The sequence below is a fragment of the Serratia sp. CY31944 genome (assembly GCF_052169175.1).
Classification (GTDB): Bacteria; Pseudomonadota; Gammaproteobacteria; order Enterobacterales; family Enterobacteriaceae; genus Serratia; species Serratia sarumanii.
The window spans coordinates 120,208-138,325 of record NZ_JBJNLG010000015.1 but is presented as its reverse complement, the minus strand read 5'-3'; the positions used below and the strand labels follow the sequence as shown (position 1 = coordinate 138,325).

At 56.6% G+C, this 18,118-nt stretch carries 17 protein-coding genes; 16 read left to right on the top strand and 1 reads right to left on the bottom strand.

Annotated features, from left to right (window positions below; translation table 11 throughout):
- Nucleotides 1–2: 2 nt before the first annotated feature.
- On the top strand, nt 3–1,466 hold the full coding sequence (gene viaA, locus ACJ8IN_RS16500) for an ATPase RavA stimulator ViaA (RefSeq protein ID WP_060424111.1): 1,464 nt from the start codon (nt 3–5) through the stop codon (nt 1,464–1,466).
- Nucleotides 1,467–1,472: 6 nt separating this feature from the next.
- Here the strand turns inward: viaA and asnA are convergent, their stop codons facing one another.
- Entirely contained in the window at nt 1,473–2,465 is a 993-nt protein-coding gene (gene asnA / locus ACJ8IN_RS16495; protein ID WP_033636511.1) for an aspartate--ammonia ligase, read from the bottom strand.
- 155 nt (nt 2,466–2,620) lie between these two features.
- Between asnA and asnC the strand changes: the two genes are divergently transcribed.
- From asnC to glmS, 15 genes are all read left to right on the top strand, one after another.
- Nucleotides 2,621–3,082, top strand: a complete 462-nt coding sequence (gene asnC, locus ACJ8IN_RS16490; protein ID WP_004933786.1) for a transcriptional regulator AsnC — start codon at nt 2,621–2,623, stop codon at nt 3,080–3,082.
- Nucleotides 3,083–3,182: 100 nt separating this feature from the next.
- Complete coding sequence (gene mioC, locus ACJ8IN_RS16485) at nt 3,183–3,623, top strand: FMN-binding protein MioC (RefSeq protein ID WP_033649568.1); 441 nt, start codon at nt 3,183–3,185, stop codon at nt 3,621–3,623.
- A 381-nt stretch (nt 3,624–4,004) separates the two neighbouring features.
- Nucleotides 4,005–5,894 (top strand): tRNA uridine-5-carboxymethylaminomethyl(34) synthesis enzyme MnmG, encoded by a 1,890-nt coding sequence (mnmG, locus tag ACJ8IN_RS16480; protein ID WP_033649567.1) that lies wholly within the window; start codon nt 4,005–4,007, stop codon nt 5,892–5,894.
- A gap of 138 nt (nt 5,895–6,032) precedes the next feature.
- Entirely contained in the window at nt 6,033–6,653 is a 621-nt protein-coding gene (gene rsmG / locus ACJ8IN_RS16475) for a 16S rRNA (guanine(527)-N(7))-methyltransferase RsmG (RefSeq protein WP_060424113.1), read from the top strand.
- 639 nt (nt 6,654–7,292) lie between these two features.
- Nucleotides 7,293–7,676: a F0F1 ATP synthase subunit I gene (atpI, locus tag ACJ8IN_RS16470; RefSeq protein ID WP_004933796.1), complete on the top strand. Its 384-nt coding sequence runs from the start codon at nt 7,293–7,295 to the stop codon at nt 7,674–7,676.
- Between the two features lie 22 nt (nt 7,677–7,698).
- Nucleotides 7,699–8,478: a F0F1 ATP synthase subunit A gene (gene atpB / locus ACJ8IN_RS16465; RefSeq protein ID WP_060424114.1), complete on the top strand. Its 780-nt coding sequence runs from the start codon at nt 7,699–7,701 to the stop codon at nt 8,476–8,478.
- Between the two features lie 49 nt (nt 8,479–8,527).
- A complete protein-coding gene (gene atpE, locus ACJ8IN_RS16460; protein WP_004093904.1) occupies nt 8,528–8,767 on the top strand; it encodes a F0F1 ATP synthase subunit C in 240 nt (79 codons plus the stop codon).
- 57 nt (nt 8,768–8,824) lie between these two features.
- Nucleotides 8,825–9,295 carry a F0F1 ATP synthase subunit B gene (atpF, locus tag ACJ8IN_RS16455; RefSeq protein ID WP_004933804.1) on the top strand — a complete coding sequence of 157 codons (471 nt, stop codon included), beginning with the start codon at nt 8,825–8,827 and terminating at the stop codon, nt 9,293–9,295.
- A gap of 14 nt (nt 9,296–9,309) precedes the next feature.
- The gene (gene atpH, locus ACJ8IN_RS16450) at nt 9,310–9,843 is read left to right on the top strand and encodes a F0F1 ATP synthase subunit delta (RefSeq protein WP_033649565.1); all 534 of its coding nucleotides are present in this window, start codon (nt 9,310–9,312) and stop codon (nt 9,841–9,843) included.
- Between the two features lie 12 nt (nt 9,844–9,855).
- Nucleotides 9,856–11,397 carry a F0F1 ATP synthase subunit alpha gene (gene atpA, locus ACJ8IN_RS16445; RefSeq protein WP_033636516.1) on the top strand — a complete coding sequence of 514 codons (1,542 nt, stop codon included), beginning with the start codon at nt 9,856–9,858 and terminating at the stop codon, nt 11,395–11,397.
- A 59-nt stretch (nt 11,398–11,456) separates the two neighbouring features.
- Nucleotides 11,457–12,320 carry a F0F1 ATP synthase subunit gamma gene (gene atpG, locus ACJ8IN_RS16440; protein WP_004933811.1) on the top strand — a complete coding sequence of 288 codons (864 nt, stop codon included), beginning with the start codon at nt 11,457–11,459 and terminating at the stop codon, nt 12,318–12,320.
- A gap of 32 nt (nt 12,321–12,352) precedes the next feature.
- The gene (atpD, locus tag ACJ8IN_RS16435) at nt 12,353–13,735 is read left to right on the top strand and encodes a F0F1 ATP synthase subunit beta (RefSeq protein WP_004933813.1); all 1,383 of its coding nucleotides are present in this window, start codon (nt 12,353–12,355) and stop codon (nt 13,733–13,735) included.
- 20 nt (nt 13,736–13,755) lie between these two features.
- The gene (locus tag ACJ8IN_RS16430; protein WP_004933814.1) at nt 13,756–14,175 is read left to right on the top strand and encodes a F0F1 ATP synthase subunit epsilon; all 420 of its coding nucleotides are present in this window, start codon (nt 13,756–13,758) and stop codon (nt 14,173–14,175) included.
- A 290-nt stretch (nt 14,176–14,465) separates the two neighbouring features.
- The gene (glmU, locus tag ACJ8IN_RS16425) at nt 14,466–15,839 is read left to right on the top strand and encodes a bifunctional UDP-N-acetylglucosamine diphosphorylase/glucosamine-1-phosphate N-acetyltransferase GlmU (RefSeq protein ID WP_060424116.1); all 1,374 of its coding nucleotides are present in this window, start codon (nt 14,466–14,468) and stop codon (nt 15,837–15,839) included.
- 149 nt (nt 15,840–15,988) lie between these two features.
- On the top strand, nt 15,989–17,818 hold the full coding sequence (gene glmS, locus ACJ8IN_RS16420; RefSeq protein WP_033649563.1) for a glutamine--fructose-6-phosphate transaminase (isomerizing): 1,830 nt from the start codon (nt 15,989–15,991) through the stop codon (nt 17,816–17,818).
- The last annotated feature ends 300 nt before the right edge of the window (nt 17,819–18,118 follow it).

The window sequence follows — 18,118 nt, the reverse complement described above, 5'->3', positions numbered from 1 at the left end:
CCATGCTCAGTCTGGAGACGCTCGATCTGCTGCTGGCGATCGCCGAAGGCGAAATGATCGAGGAGATGATCGTCGGCATGCTGGCGGCGCCGCAGCTGTCGGTGTTCTTTAAAAAGTTTCCGGCCCTTCGCCGGGCGCTGGATCGCGATCTGCCACGCTGGAAACTGCAGCTCAAGGAGCGTCTGCAGGAAGCCATGGTGCCGCCAGCGCTGGCGCAGGAATTTTACCGCTACCAACAGTGCCAGCTGGAGAATAACACCCAGTTCTATCACAACCTCAACGACACGATGGAGCTGCTGCGCCAGCTGGTCTCGCCGTTTTATGAACAGGCGCGCGCGCTGGTGGACGCCGCCGATCTGCCCAATCATCCGCTGGACGACAGCTTCCAAACCCTGTTCCTGCAGCGCTGGCGCATCAGCCTGACGCTGCAGGCCACCATGCTGCACCATCAGCTGCTGGAACAGGAGCGCGAGCAACTGATGGCGGAATTGCAGGAGCGACTGGCGCTGAGCGGCGCGCTGGAGCCGCTGCTGTCGGAAAACGACACCGCCGCCGGCAGGCTGTGGGACATGAGCAAAGGCCAGCTACAGCGCGGCGATTACCAGCGGCTGGTGGAGTACGGCAACTTTTTGCAGCAGCAGCCGGAGCTAAAAAAGCTGGCGCTGCAGTTGGGCCGCAGCTATCAGGCCAAGGCGGTGCAGCAACAGGACGCGCAGCCGGAGCCGTTCAGGGTGATGGTGCAGGTGCCGGCCACGCTACCGGAAGAAGTGAGCGGCATTCATCAGAGCGACGACATCCTGCGCCTGCTGCCGCCGGAGCTGGCGACGCTAGGCATTGAAGAGCTGGAGTTCGAATTTTATCGCCGCCTGCTGGAAAAGCGGCTGCTGAGCTACCGCCTGCAGGGCGACGTCTGGCAGGAGCAGATCCTGATCCGCCAGGTCACCCACCAGCAGCAGGATCAACAGCCGCGCGGGCCGTTTATCGTCTGCGTGGACACCTCAGGATCGATGGGCGGCTTCAACGAACAGTGCGCCAAGGCGTTCTGCCTGGCGCTGCTGCGCATTGCGCTGGCGGACAACCGCCGTTGCTACATCATGCTGTTCGCCAACCAGATCGTGCATTACGAGCTCACCGCCGCTAGCGGCATCGAACAGGCGGTGCGCTTTCTCGGCCAGCAGTTTCGCGGCGGCACCGATCTGGCGGCCTGCCTGAACGCCACCGTCACCAAAATGGCGGAGAGCGGCTGGTTCGACGCCGATGCGGTGATCATTTCCGATTTTATCGCTCAGCGGTTGCCGGAGGAGGTAATAAAGAAGGTGAAACAGCAGCAGCAAAGCCACCAGCAGCGTTTCCATGCGGTGGCGATGTCCGCCTACGGCAAACCCGGCATCATGCGCATCTTCGATCATATCTGGCGCTTCGATACCGGGCTGAAAAGCCGTTTGATGCGCCGCTGGCGGCGCTAGGCGGGATCAGAGCAGGCCTTCGACCGCCCCGCGCACTTCCGGCGACCACACGCCGCACTGCACCTGGCCGATATGCGACAGTTGCAGCAGCAGCATCACCAAGCGCGACTGACCGATGCCGCCGCCGATGGTCTGCGGCATATCGCCGCGCAGCAGCGACTGGTGCCACTCCAGCTTCATGCGCTCTTCATCGCCGGTCAGCGCCAGCTGACGTTTCAGCGCGGCGGCGTCGACGCGGATGCCCATAGAGGACAGCTCGAAAGCGTCCTGCAGCACCGGGTTCCACACCACGATATCGCCGTTCAGGCCCGCCAGGCCATCCGCCGCCGGGGTGGTCCAGTCATCATAATCCGGCGCCCGCACATCGTGCGATTTGCCGTGCGACAGCTTGCCGCCGATGCCGATCAGGAACACTGCGCCCAGCTCTTTGGCGATCGCCCGCTCGCGCCCTTTGGCGTCCAGATCCGGGTAACGCTGCAGCAGGGTTTCGCTGTGCACAAAGTGGATCTGTTCCGGCAGGAACGGGGTCAGACCATGCTCGCGGCTGACTTCCGCCTCCGTCGCCTTGATGGCGGCGTAAATGCTGCGCACGGTGCTTTTCAGGTAGTCCAGGCTGCGCTCACCGTCGCCCATCACCCGCTCCCAATCCCACTGATCGACGTACACCGAGTGGATAGGCGTCAGGCGATCTTCATCCGGGCGCAGCGCCTTCATATGGGTGTACAGGCCTTCGCCGGCGCCGAAATCGTAGCTGCCCAGCGTTTTACGTTTCCATTTCGCCAATGAATGCACCACTTCGAAGGTGGCGTCCGGCAGGGTTTTCACCTTAACCTGCACCGCTTTCTCGCTGCCGGAGAGGTTATCCTGCGTGCCGTCACCCAGACGGCTGAGGATCGGCGCCTGCACTTCGATCAGGCCAAGCTGTTGCTCCAGCTGGCGGGAGAAGAAGGATTTGACCTGGCTGATTTGTTGTTGTTTTTGGATAAACTGTTTTTTCATTGCCGTATCTCTTGTAAACCTGTCTCTGTTGCCATCGATTAAGCAACAAAACGACACGTCAATTCAATATCCATTAATCAATATTGCCTTTTCACTTTTAATCGTTCATTTTTATCCGGACAGAATTCAACAATCGTTAATTAATGGGGGATTAAATGGCGGAAATTTATCAGATCGATAATCTCGATCGCGGCATCCTCAACGCTCTGATGGACAACGCGCGCACGCCGTACGCCGAACTGGCGAAAAACTTTGCCGTCAGCCCCGGCACCATTCATGTGCGGGTAGAGAAGATGAAACAGGCCGGGATCATCACCGGCGCGCGCATCGACGTCAGCCCCAAACAGCTGGGCTACGATGTGTGCTGCTTTATCGGCATCATATTAAAGAGCGCCAAGGACTACCCTTCGGCGCTGAAAAAGCTGGAAAGCCTGGAGGAAGTGGTGGAAGCCTATTACACCACCGGCCACTACAGCGTCTTTATCAAGGTGATGTGCCGATCGATCGACGCACTGCAGCAGGTACTTATCAACAAGATCCAGACCATCGACGAGATCCAGTCTACCGAAACGCTGATATCGCTGCAGAACCCCATTATGCGCACCATCGTGCCGTAACCCGCCAAATTGCATACCCACATTATCCACAGGTAGATCCCAGCCGATTCACAGCGTACAATGCAGCCACTTTGAGTGAGAAGGTTGGGATCGTTGGTTCATGGCAGACATTACTCTGATCAGTGGCAGTACGCTTGGCAGCGCCGAATACGTGGCTGAACATTTGGCTGAAAAGCTGGAAGACGCGGGTTTCTCTACCGAGATGCTGCACGGCCCTGAACTGGATGAACTGCCGTTGACCGGCCGCTGGCTGGTGGTCTCTTCCACGCACGGCGCCGGCGAACTGCCGGATAACCTTCAGCCGCTGCTGGAGCAGATCGCCGAACAACAGCCGGATCTTTCCGAGGTGCAGTTCGGCGCCGTCGGTTTGGGCAGTTCGGAATACGACATCTTCTGCGGCGCGATCAAACAGATCGACGATCTGCTGATCGCCAGAGGCGCGAAAAGGATCGGCGATCGTCTCGAGATCGACGTGACCGAGCATGAAATTCCCGAGGATCCGGCCGAGGAATGGGTAAAAAACTGGATTAATTTACTCTAGTTTGTCTAAAGATCGCGCGAACGATTGTGGATAACTAAGCTTAAAAGCAGGGTAAAAGCCGTAGTTATCCAAATAACAACCGTAGGTCGCTTTTTGTCCTGTGCATAACAAGCCTTTTAGATCCCAGCTTATCTGCGTCGGGATCACCGATCATTCACAGCAAACGATCCTCCTTAATCTGCTGATCTTCATCGTGAATAGTTACTTATCCACAGAGGATCGCGATCCTAATAAGAGATCTAATAAAGAGATCTTTAAATAAAAAAGATCTTCTTTTAATTACCGACGATCCTGACCGCTTGGTCGATCGTCTAAACTTGAGTAGAATCCCCCACCCCAGGGCAAATAACGATCGTTCGCAATACGGCGAGGTGCAGTTCCATGTTTTATCCAGATCAATTTGACGTCATCATCATCGGTGGTGGCCATGCAGGTACCGAGGCCGCCATGGCCGCGGCGCGCATGGGGCGTCAGACTTTATTATTGACACACAATATCGATACGCTGGGACAGATGTCCTGTAACCCAGCGATTGGCGGTATTGGTAAAGGGCATCTGGTTAAGGAAATTGATGCACTCGGCGGCCTGATGGCCACGGCGATCGATCATGCCGGCATCCAGTTTAGGATACTAAACGCCAGCAAAGGCCCTGCCGTTCGCGCCACTCGCGCGCAGGCGGATCGCGTACTGTATCGCCAGGCGATCCGCACCGCGTTGGAGAACCAGCCCAACCTGATGATCTTCCAACAGCCGGTTGAGGATCTGATCGTCGAAAACGATCGCGTAGTCGGCGCCGTCACCCAAATGGGCCTGAAATTCCGCGCCAAGGCGGTGGTATTGACCGTCGGCACCTTCCTGGACGGCAAGATCCATATCGGCCTGGAGAATTACAGCGGCGGCCGCGCGGGGGATCCTCCTTCGATCTCGCTGTCGCAGCGTTTGCGTGAGCTGCCGCTGCGCGTCAACCGCTTGAAAACCGGTACGCCGCCGCGCATCGACGCCCGCACTATCGATTTCAGCGTACTGGCGCCACAACACGGCGATACGCCGGTGCCGGTATTCTCGTTCCTGGGCGATGCCAGCCAGCACCCGGAACAAATGGCGTGCTACATCACCCACACCAATGAAAAAACCCATGACGTGATCCGCAATAACCTCGATCGCAGCCCGATGTATGCCGGGATCATCGAAGGGATCGGCCCACGTTACTGCCCGTCGATCGAAGACAAGGTCATGCGCTTTGCCGATCGCAACGCGCACCAGATCTTCCTCGAACCGGAAGGCCTGACCAGCAACGAAATTTACCCTAACGGCATTTCCACCAGCCTGCCGTTCGACGTGCAGATGCAGATCGTCCGTTCGATGGAAGGGATGCAGAACGCGCGTATTATTCGCCCTGGTTATGCCATCGAGTACGATTTCTTCGATCCGCGCGATCTGAAGCCGACGCTGGAAAGCAAATTCATTCAGGGGCTGTTCTTCGCCGGCCAGATCAACGGCACCACCGGGTATGAAGAAGCCGCTGCGCAGGGCCTGTTGGCCGGCCTGAACGCCGGGCGCTTCGCCGACGAACAGGAAGGCTGGGCGCCACGTCGCGATCAAGCCTACCTGGGCGTGCTGGTGGACGATCTCAGCACCCTCGGCACCAAAGAACCGTACCGTATGTTTACCTCGCGCGCCGAGTATCGTCTGATGCTGCGCGAAGACAACGCCGATCTCCGCCTGACGGAAAAAGGCCGTGAACTCGGCCTGGTGGACGACGTGCGTTGGGCGCGTTACAGCGAGAAGCTGGAGCGAATCGAACGCGAACGTCAGCGCCTGCGCGACATCTGGATGCACCCGCACGCCGAGAACGTCGAACAGGTCAATGCGCTGCTGAAAGCGCCGCTGTCGCGCGAAGCGAACGGCGAAGAGCTGCTGCGCCGCCCGGAGATGGATTACGCACAGTTGACCGGCACCGAGGCCTTCGCGCCGCCGCTGGACGACGTACAAGCCGCCGAACAGGTCGAGATCCAGGTCAAATACGAAGGCTACATCGCTCGTCAGCAGGAAGAGATCGAAAAACAACAGCGCAACGAGAACACCGTGCTGCCGTTGGATCTCGACTACCGTCAGGTTTCTGGGCTGTCGAACGAGGTGATCGCCAAACTGAACGATCACAAACCGAACTCCATCGGCCAGGCTTCGCGCATCTCCGGCATTACGCCGGCGGCGATCTCGATTTTGCTGATCTGGCTGAAAAAGCAGGGACTGCTGCGCCGCAGCGCATAAATCCCGCATCCAGGCGGCCGTTTGCTCATCCCGTAGCCAAACGGCCGCTGACATCACTTGCGCCCTGAATTATCATAGGCGCCTCATTGCGCCAGCTAACCATCCGCTGGTCGTTCAGCGCCTGCCAAAGGATCCGTTGTGCAAAAAAAATTAGACTCGCTGCTCGCGGCAGCAGGCATTGAGCTGCCCGATCAGCAGAAACAGCAGCTGCTGGGCTATGTCGGCATGCTGGATAAGTGGAACAAGGCTTATAACCTCACGTCGGTGCGCGATCCGCAGCAAATGCTGGTGCGCCACATCCTCGACAGCATCGTGGTCAACCCGCATCTGCAGGGCTCGCGTTTTATCGATGTCGGCACCGGCCCCGGCTTGCCGGGTATTCCGCTGGCGATCGTGCGCCCGGACGCGCATTTCACGCTGCTGGACAGCCTGGGCAAGCGCGTGCGTTTCCTGCGTCAGGTGCAACATGAGCTGGGCCTGAACAATATCGAGCCGGTGCAGAGCCGCGTTGAGGCGTTTCCGGCCGAGCCGCCGTTCGACGGCGTGATCAGCCGCGCGTTCGCTTCGCTGCAGGATATGCTGTCCTGGTGCCATCACCTGCCGGCGAAAGGGCAGGGGCGTTTTTACGCGTTGAAAGGCGTGCGCCCGGATGAAGAGCTGGCGCAGCTGCCGGCGGGCGTTAGCCTGGAATCCATCGTGCGGCTGCAGGTGCCTGAATTGGAAGGCGAACGCCATCTGGTGATTCTTAAGGCAAACTGAGTTTGCTTTTGATCAAACAAGCGTGAATTAAAGGCAGTACCAAGTAGAAAGATAAGCAGGCTAATTAGTTGGTCGCTTTTTTTAGTTAATTTACTTTCTATTAACACAAAAAACGCGGCTAATTAGCGACAATAGAGTAATTGCATTTGGAAATAGTCACGTTAGCAATCATGTGCGAAAGATTGGCGTTTGCTGCTAATGTTAATTGGCTGTTGGAATATTGCCCCGCGGCTTGTCAATAAAAGGTTTTCGTCGGGTATACGGATTGTTTTTGAACAGTTAACTGATAATGTTTTGATTTATATAATCTTTTGATCGCTCAAATTGCTAAAGACGGTTTGGTTGACCATCGGCTATAAATCAGGAAGGGACATTACTGTGATCGGCTTCGCGTTTCTAAACGCAACGCTGGAATAATCAGACAATTAAATGCGCCCTATTATTCCGACCGTTTTCTTGTGAAAATAGGCTGGAATAGGGAAATTTAAATAATTGTTCACCTTTTCGCTACTTATCGATTGAATTCGTTGGTATGCCCCGTATAATTTGCTCGTTTTTTGCTGCTTGACTCTGGACAGCAAAAACAGTTGTATACGTCACTCAGCATACCCCCTCTGGGGTACGGAGAGAACAAACGTCATGTCTGTGTCCCTTTACAGCGGGAAAGTCGCACGCAAACTGCTGTTTTTGCAGTTAATGACTTTTGTTCTGATCAGCGTTGCTTTCTGGCTGAAAAGCCCGGAATGGAGCGCTTCGGCGCTGGCAGGCGGTCTCGCCGCCTGGTTGCCGAGTGCAATGTTTATGCTGTTTGCCTTGCGCCATCAGGCGCAAACGCCGGCGCCCGGTAGGGTTGCCTGGTCGTTCGCCATCGGCGAGGGGCTAAAGGTCGTGATCACCATCGTTTTGCTGATCGTGGCGCTGGGGGTGTTCAAGGCGGAGTTTATACCGCTTGGCCTGACCTATTTAGCGGTGTTAGTGGTGCAGATAGTGGCACCGGCCGTGATTAACAGTTACCGAACTTAACTAAATAAGGGTAAGAGGCATCATGTCTGCAGGAGAAGTCTTGACTCCACAGGAGTATATCGGTCACCACCTGACGCAGCTTCAGGTCGGGACTGGGTTTTGGTCGATTAACCTCGACTCGATGTTTTTCTCCGTCGTCCTCGGGGCGCTCTTCCTGGTGATCTTCCGCAAAGTGGCCAAAAACGCCACCAGCGGTGTGCCGGGTAAACTGCAAACCGCCGTGGAGTTGGTGGTCGGTTTCGTCGACAGCAGCGTGCGCGACATGTACCACGGCAAGAGCAAGGTCATTGCGCCGTTGGCGCTGACCGTGTTCGTCTGGGTGTTCCTGATGAACCTGATGGATTTGCTGCCAATCGACCTCTTGCCTTACGTTGGCGAACACATCCTCGGTCTGCCTGCGCTGCGCGTCGTGCCTACCGCCGACGTGAACGTCACGCTGTCTATGGCGCTGGGCGTGTTTATCCTGATTCTGTTCTATAGCATCAAAATGAAAGGCGTTGGCGGGTTCGTTAAAGAGTTGACCATGCAGCCGTTCAACCACCCTGTATTCATTCCTATCAACCTGATTCTTGAAGGTGTCAGCCTGCTGTCCAAACCTGTTTCACTGGGTCTGCGACTGTTCGGCAACATGTATGCGGGTGAGTTGATCTTCATCCTGATTGCCGGCCTGTTGCCGTGGTGGTCACAGTGGGTCCTGAGCTTGCCTTGGGCTATCTTCCACATCCTGATCATTACGCTTCAAGCCTTTATTTTCATGGTTCTGACGATCGTCTATCTGTCGATGGCGTCTGAAGAGCACTGATTTTCTTAAAACACTTGCACTTTTAAACTGAAACAAACTGGAGACTGTCATGGAAAACCTGAGTATGGATCTGCTGTACATGGCTGCCGCTGTGATGATGGGTTTAGCGGCAATCGGTGCTGCGATCGGTATCGGCATCCTGGGTGGTAAATTCTTGGAAGGCGCTGCTCGTCAGCCTGACCTGATTCCTCTGCTGCGTACACAGTTCTTTATCGTTATGGGTCTGGTCGACGCCATCCCGATGATCGCTGTAGGTCTGGGTCTGTACGTGATGTTCGCCGTCGCGTAAGTAGAGCAACCCTCTACGACGTAACCAAACTATTAACTTTTAAAGAGGCATTGTGCTGTGAATCTTAACGCAACAATCCTCGGCCAGGCCATCGCGTTCGTTCTGTTTGTCTGGTTCTGCATGAAGTACGTATGGCCGCCGATCATGGCTGCCATCGAGAAACGTCAGAAAGAAATCGCTGACGGCCTCGCTTCTGCAGAGCGTGCCAAAAAAGATCTGGACTTAGCGCAAGCCAATGCGACCGACCAGCTGAAAACTGCTAAAGCGGAAGCTCAGGTGATCATCGAGCAAGCGAACAAACGCAAAGCTCAGATCATGGATGAAGCGAAAGCCGAAGCCGAGCAGGAACGTAACAAAATCGTGGCGCAGGCTCAGGCTGAGATCGAAGCCGAACGTAAGCGCGCTCGTGAAGAGTTGCGTAAGCAAGTCGCGATGCTGGCAATTGCCGGCGCCGAGAAGATCATCGAACGTTCCGTGGATGAAGCTGCTAACAGCGACATCGTTGATAAACTGGTCGCTGAACTGTAAGGAGGGAGGGGCTGATGTCTGAATTTGTCACTGTAGCTCGCCCCTACGCCAAAGCAGCTTTTGACTTTGCCGTTGAGCACCAAAGCGTAGAGCGCTGGCAGGAAATGCTGGCGTTTGCGGCTGAAGTCACTCGCAATGAACAGATTTCTGAACTGCTGTCTGGCGCGGTCGCGCCAGAAACGCTGTCCAAGACGTTCATCGCGGTTTGTGGCGATCGGCTCGACGAACATGGCCAGAACTTTATCCGCGTAATGGCCGAAAATGGACGTTTACTGGTTCTTCCTGCCGTGCTGCAGCAGTTCATCGAACTGCGCGCCTCGCTGGAATCCACCGTCGAAGTCGAAGTGCTCTCTGCGAGCGCGCTGAGCGACGAACAGCAGGCGAAAATCGCCGCTGCGATGGAAAAACGTCTGTCACGCAAAGTTAAGCTGAATTGCAAAATTGACAAGTCTGTACTGGCCGGCATCGTTGTTCGCGCCGGCGATATGGTGATTGATGGCAGCGTTCGCGGTCGTCTTGAACGCCTGACAGACGTCTTGCAGTCTTAAGGGGACTGGAGCATGCAACTGAATTCCACCGAAATCAGCGAACTGATCAAGCAGCGCATTGCTCAGTTCAATGTAGTGAGCGAAGCTCACAATGAAGGTACTATCGTTTCCGTCAGCGACGGGATCATCCGCGTACACGGCCTGGCCGACGTTATGCAGGGCGAAATGATCGCGCTGCCTGGCAACCGTTACGCAATCGCATTGAACCTGGAGCGCGACTCCGTCGGTGCCGTGGTCATGGGTCCGTACGCGGATCTGGCCGAAGGCATGAAGGTTAAATGCACCGGCCGTATCCTGGAAGTTCCAGTCGGTCGTGGTCTGCTGGGCCGCGTAGTTAACACCCTGGGCGCGCCAATCGACGGCAAAGGCCCGATTGAGAACGACGGTTTCTCTCCGGTAGAAGCTATCGCGCCAGGCGTTATCGAGCGTCAATCCGTTGATCAGCCGGTTCAGACTGGCTACAAATCCGTTGACGCCATGATTCCAATCGGCCGTGGCCAGCGTGAGCTGGTGATCGGTGACCGTCAGACCGGTAAAACCGCGCTGGCGATCGATGCGATCATCAACCAACGCGACTCCGGCATCAAATGCGTTTACGTGGCTATCGGCCAGAAAGCGTCCACCATCGCTAACGTGGTGCGCAAACTGGAAGAGCACGGCGCACTGGCCAACACTATCGTGGTTGTGGCGACCGCTTCCGAATCCGCTGCACTGCAATACCTGGCGCCATACGCCGGTTGCGCAATGGGCGAATACTTCCGTGACCGCGGTGAAGATGCGCTGATCGTGTACGATGACCTGTCCAAACAGGCCGTTGCTTACCGCCAGATTTCCCTGCTGCTTCGTCGTCCGCCAGGTCGTGAAGCTTACCCAGGCGACGTATTCTACCTGCACTCCCGCTTGCTGGAGCGTGCAGCGCGCGTTAACGCCGAATACGTTGAAGCCTTCACCAAAGGTGAAGTTAAAGGCCAAACCGGTTCACTGACCGCTCTGCCGATCATTGAAACCCAGGCGGGTGACGTTTCCGCGTTCGTTCCGACCAACGTAATCTCGATTACCGATGGTCAGATCTTCCTGGAATCCAACCTGTTCAACTCCGGTATTCGTCCGGCAGTTAACCCGGGTATCTCCGTATCCCGTGTTGGTGGCGCCGCGCAGACCAAGATCATGAAGAAACTGTCCGGTGGTATTCGTACCGCGCTGGCGCAGTATCGTGAACTGGCTGCGTTCTCCCAGTTCGCCTCCGATCTGGACGACGCGACCCGCAAACAGCTGAGCCACGGTCAGAAAGTGACCGAGCTGCTGAAACAGAAACAGTATGCGCCGATGTCGGTCGCACAACAGTCTCTGGTGCTGTTTGCCGCAGAACGCGGTTACCTGAACGACGTCGAAGTCGCCAAAGTGGTGAGCTTCGAAGCCGCGCTGGTCGCCTATGCGGACCGCGAGCACGCCGAGCTGCTGAACCACATCAACCAAACTGGCAACTTCAATGATGAGATCGAGGGCAAGTTGAAAGACATCCTCGAGACCTTCAAGAAAACCCAGTCCTGGTAACGCCGAACGGTCCTGCTGTTGAAAGACAGCAGGCCGTCTGGCACTGAGGAGAAGCAGAGATGGCCGGCGCAAAAGAGATACGTAGTAAGATCGCTAGCGTGCAAAACACGCAAAAGATCACTAAAGCGATGGAAATGGTCGCCGCCTCCAAAATGCGTAAATCGCAGGATCGCATGGCGGCCAGCCGTCCTTATGCAGAGACCATGCGCAAAGTGATTGGTCACCTTGCGTTAGGGAATCTGGAGTACAAGCACCCGTACCTGGATGAGCGTGACGTTAAGCGCGTCGGGTATCTGGTGGTGTCTACTGACCGTGGTCTCTGCGGCGGCTTGAACATCAACCTGTTCAAAAAGCTGCTGGCGGAGATGAAAGCCTGGTCCGAAAAAGGCGTCGAAACAGATTTGGCGCTGATTGGCTCTAAAGCGGCCTCTTTCTTTGGTTCCGTGGGCGGCAACGTGGTTGCCCAGGTGACCGGCATGGGGGACAAACCTTCCCTGTCGGATCTGATCGGGCCGGTGAAAGTGATGCTGCAGGCCTACGACGAAGGTCGTTTGGACAAGCTGTACATTGTCAGCAACAAATTTGTTAATACGATGTCCCAAGAGCCGCAGGTGCTTCAGCTGCTGCCGTTACCGCCAGCCGATGACGAAGAGCTGAAGAAAACGCCTTGGGATTACCTGTATGAACCCGATCCAAAAGTGCTGCTTGATACCTTGCTGCGCCGCTATGTGGAGTCGCAGGTTTATCAGGGCGTCGTGGAAAACCTGGCCAGCGAGCAGGCCGCACGAATGGTCGCGATGAAAGCCGCAACCGATAACGGCGGTAGCCTGATCAAAGAGCTGCAGTTGGTATACAACAAGGCGCGTCAGGCCAGCATCACTCAGGAACTCACCGAGATCGTTTCGGGAGCCTCCGCGGTTTAAGCTAGGTTTACGAATTACGTAGAGGATTCAAGATGGCTACTGGAAAGATTATCCAGGTAATCGGCGCCGTGGTGGACGTCGAGTTCCCTCAGGATGCCGTACCAAAAGTGTACGACGCCCTTGAGGTAGAAAACGGCACCGAAAAGCTGGTGTTGGAAGTTCAGCAACAGCTGGGCGGTGGCGTGGTTCGCTGTATCGCAATGGGGACCTCCGACGGTCTGCGTCGCGGTCTGAAAGTGAACAACCTGGACCACCCGATTGAAGTGCCGGTGGGTAAAGCTACCCTGGGCCGTATCATGAACGTATTGGGTCAACCGATCGACATGAAAGGCGACATCGGCGAAGAAGAGCGTTGGGCGATTCACCGCGCGGCGCCAAGCTACGAAGAGCTGTCCAGCTCCCAGGAACTGCTGGAAACCGGTATCAAGGTAATGGACCTGATTTGTCCGTTCGCCAAGGGCGGTAAAGTCGGTCTGTTCGGCGGTGCGGGCGTAGGTAAAACCGTAAACATGATGGAGCTGATCCGTAACATCGCGATCGAGCACTCCGGTTATTCCGTGTTTGCGGGCGTGGGTGAGCGTACTCGTGAGGGTAACGACTTCTACCACGAAATGACCGACTCCAACGTTCTGGACAAAGTATCCCTGGTTTACGGCCAGATGAACGAGCCACCGGGTAACCGTCTGCGCGTTGCGCTGACCGGTCTGACCATGGCGGAGAAATTCCGTGACGAAGGCCGTGACGTTCTGCTGTTCGTTGACAACATCTACCGTTACACCCTGGCCGGTACCGAAGTGTCCGCACTTCTGGGCCGTATGCCATCCGCGGTAGGTTATCAGCCAACGCTGGCGGAAGAGATGGGCGTTCTGCAAGAACGTATCACCTCGACCAAGACCGGTTCCATCACTTCCGTACAGGCCGTTTACGTTCCTGCGGATGACTTGACTGACCCGTCACCAGCCACCACCTTTGCGCACTTGGACGCAACCGTGGTACTGAGCCGTAACATCGCTTCTCTGGGTATCTACCCGGCCGTTGACCCGCTGGATTCCACCAGCCGTCAGCTGGATCCGCTGGTTGTTGGCCAGGAGCACTACGACGTAGCGCGTGGCGTGCAGTCCATTCTGCAACGCTACCAGGAACTGAAAGATATCATCGCGATCCTGGGTATGGACGAGCTGTCTGAAGAAGACAAACTGGTCGTATCCCGTGCGCGTAAGATCCAACGCTTCCTGTCTCAGCCGTTCTTCGTGGCAGAAGTCTTCACCGGTTCTCCGGGCAAGTTCGTATCGCTGAAAGACACCATCCGTGGTTTCAAAGGCATTATGGACGGCGACTATGACCACCTGCCGGAGCAGGCGTTCTACATGGTTGGCACCATTGAAGAAGCAGTGGAAAAAGCCAAGAAACTGTAACGCCTTGAGAGGAGGGTGATATGGCTATGACTTACCATCTGGATGTAGTCAGCGCGGAAAAACAGATGTTTTCCGGCCTGGTGCAGAAGATCCAGGTGACAGGCAGCGAAGGTGAACTGGGGATCTTCCCTGGCCATGCGCCGCTGCTGACTGCCATCAAGCCTGGCATGGTGCGTATTGTTAAGCAGCACGGTGAAGAAGAGTTCATCTACCTGTCCGGCGGCATCCTCGAGGTGCAGCCGAGCGTGGTTACCGTGCTGGCGGACACTGCTATCCGTGGTACTGACCTCGACGAAGCGAGAGCGTTGGAAGCTAAGCGTAAAGCTGAAGAACACATTCGCAGCTCTCATGGCGATGTCGACTATGCTCAGGCATCCGCTGAACTGGCGAAAGCGATCGCAAAACTGCGCGTTATCGAGCTCACCAGAAAAGCGATGTAATGTTTGGGTGCCTGGCACCCAACTTTAAGAAAGCGGCCTATAGGGTCGCTTTTTTTTTACTTTAAAATAAGCATTTCAGCCCGGCGGGCGGTGTGGTGTATAACCCCTGATATCGGGAAATAAACGTCGCCGATCGCCGACAGTTTTTTCGTCCCGGCGCCGAATTGGCCACGATAGCGGCAGGCCAAGGCCCACGCGGCCTGCGCCGGGTTCGTGATGAGAAATATGTAGTAATATTGTCGCTAAACGGTTTTACTTTCGTCTATCAAAATGGAGTTATCAGGTTGCTTATGTCGAACAGCGCAATGAGCGTGGTTATCCTCGCCGCGGGCAAGGGAACACGCATGTATTCCGATCTTCCCAAGGTTTTACATCCGTTGGCCGGTAAGCCGATGGTGCAACACGTCATTGATGCCGCGATGAAACTGGGCGCGCAACATGTTCACCTGGTATACGGCCACGGCGGCGATCTGCTGAAAAGCACGTTGACTGACGGCGCGCTGAACTGGGTGCTGCAGGCCGAGCAATTGGGTACCGGCCATGCAATGCAGCAGGCCGCGCCGCACTTTGCCGACGATGAAGACGTACTGATGCTGTACGGCGACGTGCCGTTGATCTCCGTGGATACGCTGCAACGCCTGCTGGCGGCCAAACCGCAGGGCGGTATCGGTCTGCTGACGGTCAAGCTGGACGATCCGAGCGGCTACGGCCGCATCGTGCGCGAGCAGGGCAACGTGGTGGGTATCGTCGAACACAAGGATGCCAGCGAGGCGCAGCGCCAGATCAACGAGATCAATACCGGCATCCTGGTGGCGAACGGGCGCGATCTGAAGCGCTGGCTGGGGATGTTGAATAACGACAACGCACAGGGCGAGTTTTACATCACCGATATCATTGCGTTGGCCCATGCCGACGGCAAGAAAATCGAAACCGTGCACCCGTCGCGCCTGAGTGAAGTGGAAGGCGTGAACAACCGCCTGCAGCTGGCGACCCTGGAGCGCGTCTTCCAGTCGGAACAGTCTGAAAAGCTGCTGTTGGCCGGCGTGATGCTGCTGGATCCGGCGCGTTTTGACCTGCGCGGGGAACTTGTTCACGGCCGCGACATCACTATTGATGCGAATGTGATGATCGAAGGTCACGTCAAGCTGGGCGACCGGGTGAAAATCGGCGCCGGCTGCGTGCTGAAAAACTGCGTGATTGGCGATGACTGCGAGATCAGCCCTTACAGCGTGCTGGAAGACAGCGTGCTGGAAGCCGACTGCACCGTGGGGCCGTTCGCCCGCCTGCGCCCAGGCGCGGAGCTGGCGGCAGGGGCCCACGTCGGCAACTTCGTGGAAATGAAAAAGGCGCGTCTGGGTAAAGGCTCCAAGGCCGGCCACCTCAGCTATCTGGGCGATGCCGAAATTGGCGATGACGTGAATATCGGCGCCGGCACCATCACCTGCAACTACGATGGCGCCAACAAGCACAAGACGGTGATCGGCGACGGCGTATTCGTCGGTTCCGATACACAGCTGGTGGCGCCGGTGTCGGTCGGCAAAGGCTCCACCATCGCCGCCGGCACCACGGTGACGCGCGATATAGCCGAGAACGAACTGGTGCTGAGCCGCGTCAAGCAGGTGCACATTCAGGGCTGGCAACGCCCGGTGAAGAAGAAATCATAGTGTGTTTTGCGTTGGGCTCCGTTCAGAGCCCAATACAAAACATAATAACCCCCACCATCTACAGGCTCGGGGACGCACGGTAAAACCGGCAAAAATCAGGTCAAGACATCGAAAGCGCCCATGAAGGGCGTTCATTAGGAATACAACTGATGTGTGGAATTGTAGGCGCAGTAGCGCAACGTGATATCGCAGAAATCCTGTTGGAAGGTTTACGCCGTCTCGAGTACCGCGGTTACGACTCCGCCGGTCTGGCGGTGGTCGACGAAAAAGGCAACGTCAGTCGCCTGCGTCGCGTAGGCAAGGTGCAAAAACTGGCCGAAGCGGCGGAGCAGACCGATCTGCACGGCGGTACCGGCATCGCTCACACCCGCTGGGCAACGCACGGTGAACCGACCGAAGCGAACGCGCACCCGCATGTTTCCGACTACATTACCGTGGTGCATAACGGCATCATCGAAAACCACGAACCGCTGCGCGAACTGCTGATCGAACGCGGTTACCGCTTCAGCTCCGAAACCGACACCGAAGTGATCGCGCACCTGGTGCACTGGGAACAACAACAGGGCGGCACGTTGCTGGAAGTGGTTCAGCGCGTGATCCCACAGCTGCGCGGCGCTTACGGCACCGTGGTGATGGACAGCCGCGATCCGAGCGTACTGGTCGCGGCGCGCTCCGGCAGCCCGCTGGTTATCGGCCGCGGCGTCGGGGAAAACTTTATTGCTTCCGATCAGCTGGCGCTGCTGCCGGTCACCCGCCGCTTCATCTTCCTGGAAGAAGGCGACGTGGTGGAAGTGACTCGCCGCACCGTCAACATCTTCGACAAGCAGGGCAACGCCATCGAGCGCCCTGAAATCGAATCCCAGGTGCAGTATGACGCCGGCGACAAGGGCGCTTACCGTCACTACATGCAAAAAGAGATCTACGAACAGCCACTGGCGCTGAAAAACACCCTGGAAGGGCGTTTCAGCCATGGCCAAATCAACCTGAGCGAGCTGGGCCCGCGCGCCGACGAGCTGCTGGCCAAGGTGCAGCACGTGCAGATCATCGCCTGCGGGACTTCTTACCACTCCGGTATGGTGGCGCGCTACTGGTTTGAAGCGTTGGCCGGCGTGCCGTGCGACGTCGAGATCGCGTCCGAATTCCGTTACCGCAAATCGGCGGTGCGTCCGGGCAGCCTGATCATCACCCTGTCGCAGTCCGGCGAAACTGCCGATACGTTAGCGGCGCTGCGCTTGTCCAAAGAGCTGGGTTATCTCGGTTCGCTGGCCGTTTGTAACGTGGCCGGCTCTTCGCTGGTGCGCGAATCGGATCTGGCGTTGATGACCAAAGCGGGCACGGAAATCGGCGTGGCCTCGACCAAGGCCTTCACCACGCAGCTCACCGTGCTGTTGATGCTGGTGGCGCGTCTGGGCCGCCTGAAAGGCATGGCGGAAAGCGTGGAGCAAGAGATCGTGCATGGCCTGCAGGCGCTGCCGGCGCGTATTGAGCAGATGCTGTCGATGGATAAAGAGATCGAAGCGCTGGCGGAAGGGTTCTCCGACAAGCACCATGCGCTGTTCCTCGGCCGCGGCGATCAGTATCCAATCGCCATGGAAGGGGCGCTGAAGCTGAAAGAGATCTCCTATATTCACGCCGAAGCCTATGCGGCGGGTGAGCTGAAACACGGCCCGCTGGCGCTGATCGACGCCGATATGCCGGTGATCGTGGTGGCGCCGAACAATGAACTGCTGGAAAAGCTGAAGTCCAACATTGAAGAAGTGCGCGCGCGCGGCGGCCAGCTGTACGTGTTCGCCGATCAGGACGCCGGCTTCGTCAGCAGCGAAGGCATGACCATCATTCCTCTGCCGCACGTCGAGGAAATCGTGGCGCCGATCTTCTACACCGTGCCGTTGCAGCTGCTGTCTTACCACGTGGCGCTGATCAAAGGCACCGACGTTGACCAGCCGCGCAACCTGGCGAAGTCTGTCACCGTAGAGTAATCTGCCGCAGGTAAACTGCAAAAGCCGGCCTTTGCGCCGGCTTTTTTCATGAGCGACCTTAAAGGTGACAGCGCGACCGATTCGGCGATAAACATTGTCATATTCAAGCGGATAGGCCGCGCCAAACCGTTTTTTTATTGCACGTCAAGTGCGCTGTTTTTTGACTAATTAATTGATTTTTAAAGAAACAAACGCCTCTCTGGCGTGCTGTAATATAACTGTCATATTGCGTACATTTTTCTGTCACCAAACTGTCCTATTTTCCCTCCTGCAGCAATACTTACTCTGATTAAAACGACT